This is a genomic window from Streptomyces sp. NPDC102279, from assembly GCF_044766365.1.
Classification (GTDB): domain Bacteria; phylum Actinomycetota; class Actinomycetes; order Streptomycetales; family Streptomycetaceae; genus Streptomyces.
Genome location: NZ_JBIWLU010000004.1, coordinates 574,819 through 589,171, shown reverse-complemented (window position 1 = coordinate 589,171; position 14,353 = coordinate 574,819). Strand labels below are relative to the sequence as shown.

Genomic DNA, 14,353 nt, shown 5'->3' with positions numbered 1-14,353 from the left:
CGACGGGACAAGCCCTGGCGGCGCTGATCGTCGGTGCGCTGTTCGTTTCCAAGCTCCTGCGGTCGAGCAGGGCAGCAGCGCACCGAGGCCGGCCCTCTCGCCGCCAGAGGCCGGCGCCACGAGATGATCACCCCATGACACAAGTGATCTTCTTCGATCTGGACGGCACCCTGATCGACCATCGAAGCGCCGTCATGGAAACGATCGGCCACATCGTCCGGGCCTCACCGAACGCGACGGCTCCGCCGGAGGAACTGGCGGAACGGTGGTGGACGCTGGAGGCACGCCACATGCGGGAGTACCTGGCCGGTGAGTGCTCCTTCGCTGAGCACCACCGACGCAGGCTCCGTTCCTTCCTGCCGGTCCTCGGCGAGCCCGTTCCTGAGAGTCCCGGCCTGCTGGACGCCTGGATCGCGGAGCGCTACCTCACTGTGTTCGAGGAGTCCTGGCGGTGCTATCCCGATGTCCAGCCCTGTCTAGAGACCTTGAAGGGCCTTCCCGGGGGGCCACGTCTGGCTGTTCTCACCAACGGGGACCCCGGGCAACAGCGGGCCAAGCTCGCCCGCTTCGGCCTCCTCACCTACTTCGAAGCCGTACTGACCCCGGCCGAGCTCGGCGCTGCCAAGCCCGCCGCCTACGCCGCCGCCTGCCGACGGATGCGGACGGACGCCTCGCAGGCGGTCAACGTGGGCGACATGTTGGAGAGCGACGTCCACGCAGCCGGCCTCGTCGGGCTCACCGGCATCTGGTTGGACCGCGGCATCGACTTCGTCACTGGCGGGCCGTCACCGACTCCTCAGGAGACAGTGCTCCGCATCGAACGCCTCACCGAGCTTCCCGAGCAGCTGTCACGCCTGAAGAGCTGATCGCGCTCGCAGCAGCCGGAACAAGGCAATGCGAGGCAACTCCCCCACTGCAGCGCAGTGTTCGTCACTCAAGCCGCGCGCAGGCGAGTTCAGTGTGGACCCTCGCCTCGTCGCCTCCACCGCACATGAGGTGTGCGCAGCACACGGAGGCCGGCGAGGCCCTGAAGGGTCATTGCGGCGGCGGCCGCGGCGGTGACCGCGAAGCCGCCCCGTGGTCCGACCGAGTCGATCGCCCAGCCCGAGAGTGCCGCCGCGGCCGCCGAGCCTGCTGCCCCGGCGGCACCGAGCCAGGCGAATGCCTGGGTCAGGACGGCCTGGTGCACCGTCGACTCGGTGAACAGGGGGAAGAGTGCGAGAAGGGGCGGAATCGCGGCTCCGGTCAGGACCACGACCAGTCCGAGCCCGAAGGGTGAGCCGACCGTGAACAGCAGCAGTGTGCCCAGGCTCAACACGCCAGTCACGGCCAGCAATTGTACGGGCGGTGCGGCACGCCACCTGCGCAGCCCGTAGAACCACCCGGCCAACAGACCGCTGCAGCTGGAAACCGCGAAGATCGGGCCGGCGGCACCCGGCGCGCCGTACTCCACCGCGAAGGCGGTCACCGAAACCTGCATGGCCCCGAAGAAGATCCCGATGGCAAGGTTGAGGCCCATCAGGAGTAGGACCGGGCCGCACAGCAATTGCCCTTTGTCTCCCGCATGTTCAGCTCCACCTAACGCCGCCGGAGGAGCTGTGATGCGTTGGGTGGCGAGGAACAGGCCGCTGAACACCGACAACGAGACGGCCGACACCATGCCGGTGACGGCATGATCGGCCGCGGCGAGTGCGCTGACCAGCGTCGGGCCCACCAGGAACGCGCCCGCGTTGCTGATCGACTCCAGGGCGAAGGCGGTGGGCAGTTCCGCCGCTCGGGCCGGGCGCAGTAACGCCGCCCAGCGAGCCGCGGACATGGCGCCGAGTTGCGGAACACTGCCGCCGACCAGCCCTCCCCCGACGACCAGGAAAGCGACGTCGGCATCCGCGGCGACCAGGGAGAGGAGGACCGCCACGGCGAGGGCGTGGACAAGAAGCGTGGGCCGCAGGATGCGGGTCTGCCCGAACCGGTCGACCAGTCGGGCCAGTTGAGGCGCACCGAGCGCCTCGCATACGGCGAATCCGCCGGCGACCAAGCCGGCCGCGGAGAAGGCGCCGGTGCTGCTGTGCACGAGCCAGACGATGCTGAGGCTGGTCATCGCAATGCCGACGCGGCCGAGTGATGCCGGGAGGAAGAAGGCTGCGGCACCCGGGGTACGCAGCAGGGAACGGTAGTTCGCCGATGGCACGGCGAGTCCTGTTCGCTGCCCGGCGGGACGGCCCGCCGGGCCGTCGGTGCCCGAATGGACCGACCCGTGGTTGCCGTCTGGAACCGTCCAGTGTTGGCGCGGAGAGGGGACACGCGCCCCGCACCGACTCCGTCACCGGGCAGAATTCTTGACGTGTTGTGGGCGGCCAGTCTCGCCGCCGGGGGCTTTGATGTCCATCCCGACCTGGATCAGGCAGCCGCTCCGGAGCCAAGGCGCAGGGCGGGGCCGCGGGGGGTACGTCAACCGGCCGGCCTGTTGCCGCATGCAGAGCGCCTGCGTGGGATCACCCGCGGGTGACAGTGACTCCGCCGAGCAGTCCCCAGGCGTCGATACGGACCGTCGGGCCGCCCGGCTCGCTCGGGCCGTCGTCCTTCACACCCCCCCAGACGGATGCCGTACACCCGCACGACGACGTCGGGACGGACCGTGAGGCTGACGCCGCCGATCAGACTCAGCTTGGTGACGCGCAGCTCGGCACCGTCGGGGATGTCGATGTCCCTGAGGTCGATGTCGGCCCCTCCGATGAGGGACGCCGTGAGAGTGCGCTCGTGCAACGTCTCGCCCTTGAGGCGGTGACCGCCGATCAGGCTCACCTTGACGTCGGTCTTCTGAAGCTTGCTGCCACCTGTCTTCGTCATGAGAAGAAGGTAGGGGCGGGGCACGTGGCGCCCCCAGTGCCCGGCGTACGGCATTTCGCATGACAGGTGTCACGGAACCGGCTCACAGAGCGGCTACGTGACCACGACGTACAAGAACCGCAACTCCGAGCCGTGCCAGTCGCGCTTCGGCGGGCCCGCTCGGATCCGCCTGGCATACCGTGTCCGGCATGACGGCTGACGGGGAGGCGACGGACCGCGAAGCACTGGTCGGCGGAATGGTGAACGCCGGTGCGGTCTTCCGCACCGGAGCTCTGGTAGAACGCCCGGCGCCGCCCAACGCGTTGGCACTCCATGTCCACCTCCACGCGCTCAAGGAGCACGGCTTCGACGCGGCTCCGACTCCCGTCGCCCTCTCCGCGGACGGCCGGGAGCAATTGACCTTCATCCCGGGCAATGTCGCGCTTCCGCCTTTTCCTCAGTGGGTGGTGACGGACACTGCCCTCGCATCGGTGGGGAGCTTGCTTCGGCGCCTGCACGAGACCAGCTTGGCCGTCGGGGTCGACACCCGCGTCAAGTGGCCAGACGATCTCGCCGACCCTGAGGGAGGAACGATGCTGTGCCACAACGACGTGTGCCCGGAGAACGTCGTCTTCCGTGACGGCCATGCCGCCGCCCTGATCGATTTCGACCTGGCGGCCCCAGGGCGTCCGCTCTGGGACCTCGCCATGGCCGCCCGTTACTGGATCCCCATGGTGGATCCCGTGTCGGCCGCCGCCTTCCACCCCTCGGGACTCGTCGCTCCCGACCGGCTGCGGATCCTCGCCGACAGTTACGGCCTTTCCTCGCGGGAACGTGTCGAGTTGCCCGGCGCTGTCGAACAGGCCACCGAGGTCTGCCGGGGGTTCGTCGCACGGCGCGTGGCTGACGGTGATCCTGTTTACGTGCGGGCACTGGAGGAGCGCGGCGGATGGGAACGCTGGGACCGGATACAGAACTGGCTCGCCGCTCAGCGCGATACGTTCACGGCCGCCCTGCTGAGCTGACCTTCCGGCAGGGTCGGACAAATTGCGTCACCCGTGGGGACGTTCATGCTCAGTCGGTCAACGTGAGGACCACTTCGTCGATTTCCGCTCCCCGGGCGTTCGCGAAGCCCCGCCCGCTGCCGGAGAGGACGAACCCGCAGTTCTTCAGGACCTGGATCGAGGCAAGGTTGTCCGCTGCCGCGCGAGCGTACATCGGACGCTCCGTCGCGACGCCGAGCAGCGCCCGCAGAGCAGCGGTGGCCACTCCTCGCCCCCAGTACGGCCGTCCGATCCAGTACGTGACCTCGCGTTCCTCGGGCGGCCCGAACACGGCGACATGCCCAAGGATCTCAGCGCCATCGCCATCGCCATCGCCGTCGCTAACGCCAACGACGGTGCGCATGAGGTTCGATGGATTTTTGCGATTCCGTGCCCAGTGGTCCTGGAACTGCGCTTGGTCAGATGGGTCTTTGGCGGTGAACGCCGCCATCCGACACCCTTCGGGATCGTTCATCTGAGCAAAGAATACGGGCAGGTCAGTGTCTCGTACGTCGCGTACCCGTACCTTCATGCGAGCCTCCTGGCCGGTGATCGTGAGCGGTATGCAGTTCCGAGCGAAGGCGCCCTGCACGGGCGTGCAGGCCGACGCCTCCATGCCACGGGTTCAGGACGCTGGCTCATCTCTACACCAGGCCAACTGCACGCGTCAGCGCATTCGTTCCGACAGCGCGCGGACCTCCGGGAGCGGGCAGGGTTCGTCATGCGGTTGGTCGTGGCCCCGGTCCTCGGCCGTGAACCGGGGCCAGGTTCCGGGACCGTCAGGCGCCCGGAAGGAAGAGGCAGAACAGGTGGCCGTGCGGGTCGCGGAGTACCCGTACGTCCTTCTGAGGCTGGTGCTCTTCCAGCGTCGCCCCCAGGGCGCGGGCCCGTGCGGTCTCCGCCTCCAGGTCATCGACTTGTAGGTCCAGATGCGCCTGCATCTGCTGAGCGCCCGGGCTCTGGGGCCACGTCGGAGGCGTGTGGTCGGCCTCCAACTGAAAGCTCAGGCCCGGGCGTTCCTGTTCCGGGGCTTTCAGCCGGACCCACTCCGGCTCACGATGAACCTCCTGCCAGCCGAGCAGAGACCGGTAGAAGTCGGCCAGGACGGGAGGATCGGGAGTGCCGAGCACGAAGGCGCCAAGTGTTGTGGTCATGCTTCCGGCCTTGCCCACAACCCTCGCGCCCATGCCTCCGCGCACCACACGGACACGGGTTCCCATGGTGAACACCGCGAAGTTGCGAGTGTCCGTACGTGGGTAAGCTGCACGTTCGGATCGATGGGAGATGCCCCCGCATGCAGGAGCCGGTTGGAGCGGTACGGGCTGACGGATCAGCGGTCACGGTCGGCGCCCTCCTTCCGTTGACCCGGCCCGGCTGGGTCGAGGCGGGCCGCCACCTGCTCGCCGGACTCGAACTGGCCGTCCACGACGTCAATGAAGCCGGCGGGATCGCCGGAAGGCCTCTTGAGCTGGTGGTCCGCGACACCGCCGCTGATCCTCAGAGGGCAGCGGCCGCCGTGGACGAACTGACTCTGCTTGGCGTGGCGGCCCTGGCCGGGGAGTACCACAGCGTCGTCGCTCGCACCGCGGCCGCCAGGGCCGACGCTCTGGGAGTGCCGTTCCTCTGCTCGTCCGCGGTTCTCGACGCACTCACCGAACAGCCCACGGATTGGGTCGCGCGCCTCGCGCCACCGCAGTCCCGCGGCTGGCGGATGTACGCGGACTTCCTCCTCGGAGCGGGGCGTCGTCGCATCGCCGTTGCAGCCCAGCCGAGTGTCTACTGGGCGTCGGGGACCCGCATTCTGCGCGAACACGTCACTGCGCGCGGAGGCAGCGTCGTCGAACTCGACATGACCGCGCTCACTCCATCGGCCTTGTGCGAGGAGCTCGTCGAGAACGAGGCGAACGCCCTCCTTCTCCTGGTCGGCCACCCGGAGCCGGCGGTGCCCATCGTCCAGGCTGTCCGCCGTGATCAGCGCCTCGCCGAGATCATGATCGGTGCTCCGGCCGGACAACCCGAACTCGCCGAGTGGAACACGCTGCTGGGCGGCGAGGGCGCCGCGATCCCGTTCCTGCGCTATCTGCCCGAGCGATTCGGCCCACTCGGCACACGAGTCGAAACGACCCTCCGCGAGCGGCTGGCCCAAGCACCCTCCTTCGTCGCCTTCGAGGGCTACGACGCGATCACCGTCCTCGCCGACCTGCTGCGCGTTCACGGCGCGGACCGGAGGCGTATCGCCGACGCCTGGCCCCGCATCGCCGTCGAAGGCACCCGAGGGCTGATCCAGTTCACCCGCACACCAGGCATCAGCGTCTGGCAATGGGCCGGTGCACCGATCCAGGTCGTGGAGCGCGATCCGACGGAACTCGACCGCTTTCGGATCCTCCGAGCGAGCTGAACGTACGCGGAGGCCACGCATTCCCGACCTCCGGAGCGCCGGACCCCGTGAACGGTCGGCCCTATGCTGCCGAAGTGATCAAACCAATTGAACTGGTGATATTCGACTGCGACGGAGTGCTCGTCGACAGCGAACGCATCGCGGTACGCGTTCAGGTCGCGCTCGGCGCCGCACTGGGCTGGCCTCTCACCCACCAGGACGTCGTTGCACGATTCATCGGGCGCTCACACGCCGCCATCCGCGAGCAGGTCGCGGCTCAGCTGGGCGAAGAGACGGCCGCGACGTGGGCGGAACAGTTCGAAGAACGTCATCGCGAAGCCGTCGACGCCGGGCTCATGCCGGTCGAGGGACTGCCGGAGGCACTCGACGGGGTCACGCTCACGACCTGCGTGGCCTCCAGCGGATCGCACGACAAGATGAGACACACCCTGGGCCGTACCGGGCTGTACGAACGCTTTGCGGGCCGGATCTTCAGCGCCACCGAGGTCGTCCACGGCAAGCCCGCGCCCGACCTGTTCCTGTACGCCGCTCAGCAAATGGGCGTCGATCCCTCGGCCTGTGTCGTCGTCGAGGACAGCCGTCCAGGTATCCAGGCGGCCCGCGCCGCGGGCATGCGTTCCCTCGGTTACGCCGGCGGACTCACCCCGGCCGAAGAACTCGCGGGCCCTGGCACCGTCGTCTTCCACGACATGCGCAAACTGCCTGCCCTGCTCGCCGAGCAGTGACTCCCGCTGACCCTGCGGATCGAAACCCTGTCGGACGACATCGCCATGCTGCGCGCCGCCGAGCGACGCCTCTCCCTGCCGACGAGGGACTGGGCGGCGCCCCACCCCTCACGGCTCCACGGTCGCTGGCGTTCTGGGACCGTGCCGTAGGCGGGCTGACAAGTGTCGATCCCACGGGGGCAGTTCGACGCGGAGCCTGGCCCGGAGCGGTCTGACCGAGGTTCAGGTCTGGATCGGATATCAGTTCGCTCGTCGACGGTGACCGCGCCGCACGACGCCGGCCCCGTGGCGGCCCGCCGCGCGAAGGATTGTCAGGTACGGGACATGGTTCTACTGTGCGTTTCAGGAGTGGGACCGCTCCCATCCTCCTCATGTCCGAGCAACGGAGCTCTGATGCGATCAACTCTCCTTTCCAGGACCAGGCTTGTCGCTGCCGCGTTCGCGGCACTGGCGTTGGTGCTCCTGACCCAGCCTCCGGCGCACGCCGGCACCTGGGGCGCTCCGCAGACCGTCAACTCCTGGAACACGATCAACGGACGATGGACGGCCAACAACGAACTCGAGACCTACACGCCCGCCTGCGTCTGGTACGAAGGCGGCACGCTCGTCATCAAGACCTACAACGCGGGGAACGGGACCTACTACTCGGGCCGCGTCGAGTCCCAGGCTCTCTACGGCTACGGGACGTACAGCTTCACGGCGAACATGCCCAACGGCAAAGGGCTGTTGCCCGCCGTCTGGGCTGCCTACCTCAACCCGTGGCTGCCCGAGTTCGATGCCGCTGAGATCGTGGGATCCAACCCCAACACCGTCTACCAGACGTTCCACGACACCAGCAACGCACAGACCCAGTGGGCCGTGAACAACGCCGGCGGATGGACCAACAGCTTCCACACGTACTCGTTCACGTGGTGGCCCGACCACATCGACTTCACGGTCGACGGCGCTTTCCAGGGTACGAAGTGGTACTCGACCGCTCCCGGCATCGGGATGCACTTCATCGTCAACACCGCCGTCGGGGGCGACTGGCCGGGTAATCCCGACTCCTCGACCTGGGCCACGGCGGACGGCGCGCGCTATCTCAAGGTCTCGGCGATCACGTACACGCCCTATTACCCGTAGACAGGCCGACCGGATGAGGGTCCTGCCCGGTGCAGTGGCCGGCGCATGACGAAGGCAAGGAGAGAACCCTCTCCTTGCCTCTCTCAACTTATAGCGCACCGGGGGGCTTGCGGCAAGGCCCCCGTGGTGCCGCAGAATCGTCGACCGAAGCCATCACCTGCGGAAATGAAGGCCGCGCCGTGCGTGCCGCACGGCCGGCGGAGTGGCCGGGTGACTCATCAGAGGGAATGCGACCAGGGATGGCGACGTGTCCGACAAGAGGTTCGACAGAGTTGGAGGCGCCGGTGATTCGGTCGGCCATCGCAACGCGACGGAACACGGCTGCCTCGGAGGTGTCGCAGTGATTGAGCAGTACGTGTTGGATCTTCAAGAGGTCGACGAGACGCGGGTCGCGGACGTCGGCGGCAAGGGTGCGCACCTGGGCGGACTGTCGCGGATCGAGGGCATCCGCGTCCCGGCCGGTTTCTGTGTGACGACGGAGGCCTTCCGTCGGATCGTGGCGGAGGCGGAGTCGGTCGACGAGCAGCTGGAGCAGTTGTCGCGCTTGGCCCCGGACGACCGGGAGGGGATCCGTACGCTGAGCGCGCAGATTCGCCGGACCATCGAGGAGATCGCCATCCCGGGCGATCTCGCGGCGGAGATCACCCGCGCGCTCGACCGGCACGGCGAGCGGGCCGCCTACGCCGTCCGATCCAGCGCGACGGCGGAGGACCTGCCGACGGCCTCCTTCGCGGGCCAGCAGGACACCTACCTGAACGTCATGGGGGTACAGGCCGTCCTCCAGCAGGTCAGCCGGTGCTGGGCGTCGCAGTTCACCGAGCGGGCCGTGGCGTACCGCCGGCGGAACGGCATCGACCACCGCACGGTCCGCATGGCCGTGGTCGTGCAGCGGATGGTCTTCCCGCACGCGGCCGGCGTCCTGTTCACGGCCGACCCCGTCACGGGCAACCGGAAGGTCTCCACCGTGGACGCCGGCTTCGGCCTCGGTGAGGCCCTGGTTTCCGGTTTGGTGAATCCGGACGCCTTCAGGGTGCGGCAGGACGAGATCGTCTCCAAGGTGATCGCCGCCAAGCAGCGTGCCGTCCATGCCCTGCCGACGGGCGGTACGCGGGAAGTCACGATCGACCCCGACCGGCAGGAGCAGCCGGCGCTGACGGATGCGCAGGTCGTGCGGCTGGTGCGGCTCGGGCGACGGATCGAGGCGCACTTCGGCCGCCCTCAGGACATCGAGTGGTGCCTGGTCGGCGACGGCTTTCAGATCGTTCAGAGCCGGCCGATCACGACGCTGTTCCCCATCCCGGAGAGCGACGACGAGGAGAACCACGTCTATGTCTCCGTGGGCCACCAGCAGATGATGACCGACCCCATGAAGCCCCTGGGGCTGTCCATGTGGCAGCTGACCGCGATGGCGCCGATGCACGCGGCCGGCGGGAGACTGTTCGTCGATGTGGCCCGGCGCCTGGCCTCGCCCGCCGGCCGGGCAGGTCTCCTGGACATGATGGGGAAAGGTGATCCCCTGGTCAGGGACGCACTGGAGACCGTCCTCGCTCACGACGACTTCATCCCGTCGCTCCCGGACGGCGGCCCCGGTGGGCTGCCGGGACGCGGTGCGTCCGCGCCGATCGAGACCGATCCGGCCATCGTCACCGAGCTGATCGAGCGCAGCCGGGCGTCCATCAGCGCCCTTGAGCACGACATCCGGAGCAAGAGCGGACCCGCGCTGTTCGACTTCCTGTTGGAGGCGTTCGAGGAGCACAAACGCGTTCTCAGTGATCCGCTGAGCATGCAGGTGATCATGGCGGGGATGGAGGCCACGTGGTGGCTCAACGACAAGCTGCGGGAGTGGCTGGGCGAGAAGAACGCGGCTGACACGCTCACGCTGTCCGCCCCGGACAACATCACGTCCGAGATGGGGCTGGCGCTGCTGGACGTCGCGGACGTGATCCGCCCGCACCCGGAGGTGGTGGCGTTCCTGCAGGGCGTCCAGGACGAGGGTTTCCTGGACGATCTGGCGAAGCTCGCGGGCGGGACCGAGGCGCGCGACGCCATCGAGGCCTACCTCGACCGATACGGCATGCGCTGCGTCGGCGAGATCGACATCACGAGGCCACGGTGGCGCGAGCGGCCCGCCACGCTCGTGCCCGTGATCCTGGACAACGTCAGAATCTTCGAACCGGGCGCCGCCGAGCGGCGCTTCGAGCAAGGGCGGTGGAGAGCCCAGGAGAAGGAACAGGACGTGCTGTCACGCCTGAGGACCCTGCCCGACGGGGACCAGAAGGCCGACGAGACCCAGCAGATGATCGACCGGGTCCGGACCTTCATCGGATACCGGGAGTACCCGAAGTACGGCATCATCACCCGGTACTTCGTCTACAAGCAGGCCCTGCTGGAGGAGGCCGGGCGCCTCGTGCAGGCAGGCGTGCTTCGCGAGAGGGAGGACAGCTTCTACCTCACGTTCCAGGAGTTCCACGACGTCGCGCGCTCGCACCAGGTCGACGACCGGCTCATCCAGCAGCGCAAGGACGCGTTCCGCTCGTACCAGGGGCTCACTCCGCCCCGGGTGCTCACGTCGGACGGCGAGGCCGTCACGGGGGCGTACCGGCGTGACGACGTGCCGGCGGGCGCTCTGATCGGTCTGCCGGTTTCCGCCGGGACCATCGAGGGACGGGCCCGGGTCATCCTCGACATGGCGGAGGCCGACCTCGAAGCGGGCGACATCCTGGTGACGACCTTCACGGACCCCAGCTGGTCACCGCTGTTCGTCGGAATCGCGGGCCTGGTGACGGAGGTCGGCGGCCAGATGACCCATGGCGCGGTGATCGCCCGGGAGTACGGCCTCCCGGCGGTCGTGGGCGTGGAGCAGGCCACCCGCCTGATCCGGGACGGCCTGCGCATCCGCGTACACGGGACGGACGGGTACGTCGAGCTCCTGCCCTGACCGAGCACGCCGGACAGCCTCATCGGCGCAGGAGCCAGCGATGAGGCTGCCCGCGTCCCCTCCAGCCGAAGGTGGCGGCCTCAGTCGACGAGTCCTCCCGCCGACAGGTTGGCGACGGTGCCGGTCACGGCTCCGGCCCGGTCCGAGGCAAGGAACGCGGCGGTCTCGGCGATCTCTGAGAGTGTGGGCAGTCTCTTGAGCAGCGTGCCCTGCGCCATTCCCCCGTCGAGCATTTCCTGGACCGACTGCCCGGCCGCTGCCGCGATCGGCTTGAACAGATCCTTGGTGTAGGAGCCGGCTGCCGGAGCGTCGACGACGGCGTGGGGGCGGATGCAGATCACCCGGTCCCCTGGTCGTGCATGACACTCACGGCGTTGAGGGCGATGTCGATGCCTCCGGCCGTCGCCGCGACCGCCTCGGCGTGCTTCTCGACCGCCTGTTCGTCGAGAACGTCCACTTGAGCGGCCTCGACCCTGCCGCCCGAGGCGCCGATGTCACGTGCCACGACGTCGAGCTTTCCCTGGGTGCGTCCGGCGATGAAGACCCTCGCGCCTTCCCGGGCGAACACGCGCGGGATGGCGCCCCCGCCTCCACCGTCCCGTAGCTCACAGCGTTCTTTTGACATCCTCCCCGGCCTTAAGGCCGGGGATTCCCGTCTGCATCCAGCCGCGGGGCTGGCTGCTTCGGGTGGGTTCCTGCTTCTTCCTCGCGGGTGCGGGGGTTGCGCGCGGTGCCGGTACGAGTACCGGTCTTACCTGCGCTCCACGGGCGATTTGGGTCTCCGCCTGTCCGGCGGCGACCTTGGATCCTTCGGTGCGGATGTTGCGGGCCGCGTTGACGTCCCGGTCGTGGACGGTCCCGCACGCTTGGCAGGTCCATTCCCGGACGTCCAGAGGCTTCGGCCCGTCCTTGACGCCGCACACGGAGCAGAGCTGGGACGAGGGGAAGAACCGGTCGACGCGGGTGAAGGTGCGCCCGTATCGGGTGGCCTTGTATTCCAGCATGCCGACGAACGCGGACCAGCCTGCATCGTGTACGGACTTGGCGAGTCGTGTGCGGGCAAGGCCTTTCACCGCGAGGTCCTCGACGTGCACCGCTTGGTTCTCACGGATGATCGTCGTGGACAGCTGATGGTGAAAGTCCCGGCGCGCGTCGGCGGTCCGCGTGCGCACGGGCCACCTTCACGACGGCCTTCTTACGATTGTTCGATCCCCGGGTTTTGCGGGCGAGGTTCTGCTGGGCCTTGCGCAGCTTCTTCTCCGCCCGGCGAAAGAAGCGGGGGGAAGCAATCTTGCGGCCATCGGAGAGAACCGCGAAGTGCGTCAGCCCCAGGTCGATACCCACCATGCCGGTCGTCTCGGGCAACACCTCTGAGGCGTCCGTGTGGATGACGAACGAGGCGAAGTACCGGCCGCTGGCGTCCATCGTGAGGGTGAGCGAGGTCGGCGTGGCCGGCAGCGGACGGGACCAACGGACCCGCAAGTCCCCGACCTTCGCGACATACAGTCTGCCGTTGCCGCGCAGGCAGAAACCGTTGGCGGTGAGACGAATCGACTGCCGGTTGTCCCGCTTGGACTTGAAGCGTGGGGACGCGACTTTGGGGCCCTTGCGCTTGCCGGTGACGGAGGCGAAGAAGTTCCGGTAGGCGGTGTGCAGGTCCCGCAACGACTGCACCAGCACCACCGAGGACACCTCAGCCAGCCAAACCCGCTCCTCGGTGCCCTTGGCAGCGGTGATGACCTGCTTCTGCAGATCAGTGTCCTTGGTATACGGCAGCCCCGCCTCACGGGCCTCCTGACGGGCCCGCAGACCGTCATTGAAAACCACGCGGGCACACCCAAACGCCCTCGCCAGCGCCCGACGCTGAGCAGGCTCGGGATACACACGGAAGTTGTAACGGAGCTGCACAGCCCCCACAATATCCGCCGATACACGTCCACTTGGCCTTCGGAACAAAATATCGGCACCGTGTACGCAACGACGAGATGCCGACCGTGTGCGAGACGACCATGCGCAAGGTGTGCGTGGACTTCGAGGCTGAACTGTTCGAGTTCAACGGCGAGCATGACCACGTGCATCTCTTGGTCCACCAGCCTCCGAAGGTCGGCGTGTCCGGTCTCGTGAACAGCCTCAAGGCGTCTCCGCCCGCATCATGCGCCGGGACTTCACCGGGACACGTGAACCGGGCGATCATGCACGGACATCTCTGGTCCCCGTCCTACTTCGCCGCCTCCTGCGGCGGCGCCCCGCTCACAGTGGTGCGGCAGTGCATCGAACAGCAGCGCCGGCCGCTGTAGCTTCGCGCTGCGGACCGTTTCGGCTTACCCCGCCCTGGAGGACGGGGCTTGCGCCGGGCTCATTAGGTCACCGAGCAGCAGACTCATGGCGCTCTCCAAAGGTGATCGGTTCTTCCGGATGGTGGAGGCCACCGGTGCCTCTTCCGGCGGCCGGCCGGTCAGTCGCTTCTCTGCCGCTGGATCTCTTCCGCCAGGCGCTTGATGCGGTTGAGCCGGGCGTCCCAGTTCTTGCCGACCTCGTTCAGTTGCCGGACAGCGCGGGCGAGCTGTGGCTCGTCGACTTCGTAGCGCCGTTCGCGGCCGATCGGAGTCGCGTGCACGAGGCCCGCGCGATCGAGGACGCCCAGGTGCTTGGTGACCGCCTGGCGTGTGATCGGGAGCCGGTCGCTGAGGCCCGTCGGGGTTCCGGAGCCCTCCGCGAGCAGCAGGTCGAGCAGTCGCCGTCTGATCGGGTCGCCGATCGCGGACCAGAGTTCGTCGTCGACAGCGGTGGACATCACACCTCCACGGAGGGCGCGTAGCTCTGCAGCCTGGGCAGGAACATGTCCCAGCCGCGCTCGTGGTCGTGGAAGGCTTCTTCGAGTACGGCGGCCTCCCAGCCCTTCTCCCGCCAGCCGCTCTCGGTCAGGCGCAGGATCGTGCCGTCACCGGAGGGCTCGAGTTCGAAGGTGACCAGGAGGGAGTTGTCCGCATCGGGCAGCTGGGCGGCGGGGGCGATCCAGCGGAACGCGAACCTGTGGGGCGGGTCCACGTCCACCACCGTGATCGATTCGATCGCGGCGCGGTCGCCCCACACGAGTTCGCCGACCGTGCCGGGCTCGGGCTCGAACGACGCGTCGTCGGACCACCACATCTTGATGTGCTCGGGTCGGCTCACCACCTCGAACACGATCTCCGGGGGCGCGTCGACACGAATCTCACGCTCCAGCTTTCCGAACTCCATCACAGGCCTCCCATGTGCAACCATCGGTTGCATGTGACTCTAGTCGCCGCCCCGGTGATCC

15 protein-coding genes and 1 pseudogene are annotated in these 14,353 nt (G+C 68.1%); 7 read left to right on the top strand and 9 right to left on the bottom strand.

What is annotated here, in order from left to right; translation table 11 throughout:
- Positions 1-134 precede the first annotated feature (134 nt).
- Positions 135-866 carry an HAD family hydrolase gene (locus ACIRQH_RS12705; RefSeq protein WP_388879306.1) on the top strand — a complete coding sequence of 244 codons (732 nt, stop codon included), beginning with the start codon at positions 135-137 and terminating at the stop codon, positions 864-866.
- 89 nt (positions 867-955) lie between these two features.
- Here ACIRQH_RS12705 and ACIRQH_RS12700 read toward each other — a convergent pair whose 3' ends face one another.
- Both ACIRQH_RS12700 and ACIRQH_RS12695 read right to left on the bottom strand, forming a co-directional pair.
- A complete protein-coding gene (locus ACIRQH_RS12700) occupies positions 956-2,188 on the bottom strand; it encodes an MFS transporter (protein ID WP_404225650.1) in 1,233 nt (410 codons plus the stop codon).
- Between the two features lie 260 nt (positions 2,189-2,448).
- Positions 2,449-2,847, bottom strand: a complete 399-nt coding sequence (locus tag ACIRQH_RS12695) for a hypothetical protein (protein ID WP_404225648.1) — start codon at positions 2,845-2,847, stop codon at positions 2,449-2,451.
- A gap of 188 nt (positions 2,848-3,035) precedes the next feature.
- On the opposite strand from ACIRQH_RS12695, the gene ACIRQH_RS12690 reads away from it, so the two are divergent.
- The gene (locus ACIRQH_RS12690) at positions 3,036-3,851 is read left to right on the top strand and encodes a phosphotransferase (RefSeq protein WP_404225646.1); all 816 of its coding nucleotides are present in this window, start codon (positions 3,036-3,038) and stop codon (positions 3,849-3,851) included.
- Positions 3,852-3,900: 49 nt separating this feature from the next.
- On the opposite strand, the gene ACIRQH_RS12685 is transcribed toward ACIRQH_RS12690, so the two are convergent.
- Together ACIRQH_RS12685 and ACIRQH_RS12680 are read right to left on the bottom strand one after the other, a co-directional pair.
- On the bottom strand, positions 3,901-4,401 hold the full coding sequence (locus ACIRQH_RS12685; protein WP_404225644.1) for a GNAT family N-acetyltransferase: 501 nt from the start codon (positions 4,399-4,401) through the stop codon (positions 3,901-3,903).
- A 247-nt stretch (positions 4,402-4,648) separates the two neighbouring features.
- On the bottom strand, positions 4,649-5,023 hold the full coding sequence (locus tag ACIRQH_RS12680; protein WP_358821119.1) for a VOC family protein: 375 nt from the start codon (positions 5,021-5,023) through the stop codon (positions 4,649-4,651).
- A 140-nt stretch (positions 5,024-5,163) separates the two neighbouring features.
- On the opposite strand from ACIRQH_RS12680, the gene ACIRQH_RS12675 reads away from it, so the two are divergent.
- The 4 genes from ACIRQH_RS12675 to rph all read left to right on the top strand — a co-directional run bounded on the left by ACIRQH_RS12675 (position 5,164) and on the right by rph (position 11,052).
- Positions 5,164-6,267: an ABC transporter substrate-binding protein gene (locus tag ACIRQH_RS12675; RefSeq protein WP_404225642.1), complete on the top strand. Its 1,104-nt coding sequence runs from the start codon at positions 5,164-5,166 to the stop codon at positions 6,265-6,267.
- 74 nt (positions 6,268-6,341) lie between these two features.
- Positions 6,342-6,992, top strand: a complete 651-nt coding sequence (locus tag ACIRQH_RS12670) for an HAD family hydrolase (RefSeq protein WP_358821117.1) — start codon at positions 6,342-6,344, stop codon at positions 6,990-6,992.
- 393 nt (positions 6,993-7,385) lie between these two features.
- Positions 7,386-8,114, top strand: a complete 729-nt coding sequence (locus ACIRQH_RS12665; RefSeq protein WP_358821116.1) for a glycoside hydrolase family 16 protein — start codon at positions 7,386-7,388, stop codon at positions 8,112-8,114.
- A 340-nt stretch (positions 8,115-8,454) separates the two neighbouring features.
- Positions 8,455-11,052 carry a rifamycin-inactivating phosphotransferase gene (gene rph, locus ACIRQH_RS12660; RefSeq protein WP_404225639.1) on the top strand — a complete coding sequence of 866 codons (2,598 nt, stop codon included), beginning with the start codon at positions 8,455-8,457 and terminating at the stop codon, positions 11,050-11,052.
- A gap of 80 nt (positions 11,053-11,132) precedes the next feature.
- Here rph and ACIRQH_RS12655 read toward each other — a convergent pair whose 3' ends face one another.
- From ACIRQH_RS12655 to ACIRQH_RS12645, 3 genes and pseudogenes are all read right to left on the bottom strand, one after another.
- Entirely contained in the window at positions 11,133-11,393 is a 261-nt protein-coding gene (locus ACIRQH_RS12655; protein WP_388932816.1) for an SDR family oxidoreductase, read from the bottom strand.
- On the bottom strand, positions 11,390-11,620 hold the full coding sequence (locus ACIRQH_RS12650; protein ID WP_388932813.1) for an SDR family NAD(P)-dependent oxidoreductase: 231 nt from the start codon (positions 11,618-11,620) through the stop codon (positions 11,390-11,392). The genes ACIRQH_RS12655 and ACIRQH_RS12650 overlap by 4 nt, the downstream gene beginning before the upstream one ends.
- Before the next feature lie 37 nt (positions 11,621-11,657).
- Positions 11,658-12,960: pseudogene (locus ACIRQH_RS12645) on the bottom strand (RNA-guided endonuclease InsQ/TnpB family protein).
- A gap of 20 nt (positions 12,961-12,980) precedes the next feature.
- Between ACIRQH_RS12645 and tnpA the strand changes: the two are divergent.
- On the top strand, positions 12,981-13,349 hold the full coding sequence (gene tnpA, locus ACIRQH_RS12640; protein WP_388879361.1) for an IS200/IS605 family transposase: 369 nt from the start codon (positions 12,981-12,983) through the stop codon (positions 13,347-13,349).
- A gap of 158 nt (positions 13,350-13,507) precedes the next feature.
- Here tnpA and ACIRQH_RS12635 read toward each other — a convergent pair whose 3' ends face one another.
- Together ACIRQH_RS12635 and ACIRQH_RS12630 are read right to left on the bottom strand one after the other, a co-directional pair.
- Positions 13,508-13,846 carry an ArsR/SmtB family transcription factor gene (locus ACIRQH_RS12635; RefSeq protein WP_404225637.1) on the bottom strand — a complete coding sequence of 113 codons (339 nt, stop codon included), beginning with the start codon at positions 13,844-13,846 and terminating at the stop codon, positions 13,508-13,510.
- Entirely contained in the window at positions 13,846-14,292 is a 447-nt protein-coding gene (locus ACIRQH_RS12630) for an SRPBCC family protein (RefSeq protein WP_388879268.1), read from the bottom strand. The genes ACIRQH_RS12635 and ACIRQH_RS12630 overlap by 1 nt, the downstream gene beginning before the upstream one ends.
- Between the last annotated feature and the right edge of the window lie 61 nt (positions 14,293-14,353).

Coding starts and splice junctions, on each gene's coding strand:
- ACIRQH_RS12685 (WP_404225644.1), bottom strand. CDS start 4,401: ATGAAGGTACGGGTACGCGACGTACGAGACACTGACCTGCCCGTATTC.
- ACIRQH_RS12635 (WP_404225637.1), bottom strand. CDS start 13,846: ATGTCCACCGCTGTCGACGACGAACTCTGGTCCGCGATCGGCGACCCG.
- ACIRQH_RS12690 (WP_404225646.1), top strand. CDS start 3,036: ATGACGGCTGACGGGGAGGCGACGGACCGCGAAGCACTGGTCGGCGGA.
- ACIRQH_RS12695 (WP_404225648.1), bottom strand. CDS start 2,847: ATGACGAAGACAGGTGGCAGCAAGCTTCAGAAGACCGACGTCAAGGTG.
- ACIRQH_RS12630 (WP_388879268.1), bottom strand. CDS start 14,292: ATGGAGTTCGGAAAGCTGGAGCGTGAGATTCGTGTCGACGCGCCCCCG.
- ACIRQH_RS12680 (WP_358821119.1), bottom strand. CDS start 5,023: ATGACCACAACACTTGGCGCCTTCGTGCTCGGCACTCCCGATCCTCCC.
- ACIRQH_RS12665 (WP_358821116.1), top strand. CDS start 7,386: ATGCGATCAACTCTCCTTTCCAGGACCAGGCTTGTCGCTGCCGCGTTC.
- ACIRQH_RS12705 (WP_388879306.1), top strand. CDS start 135: ATGACACAAGTGATCTTCTTCGATCTGGACGGCACCCTGATCGACCAT.
- ACIRQH_RS12675 (WP_404225642.1), top strand. CDS start 5,164: ATGCAGGAGCCGGTTGGAGCGGTACGGGCTGACGGATCAGCGGTCACG.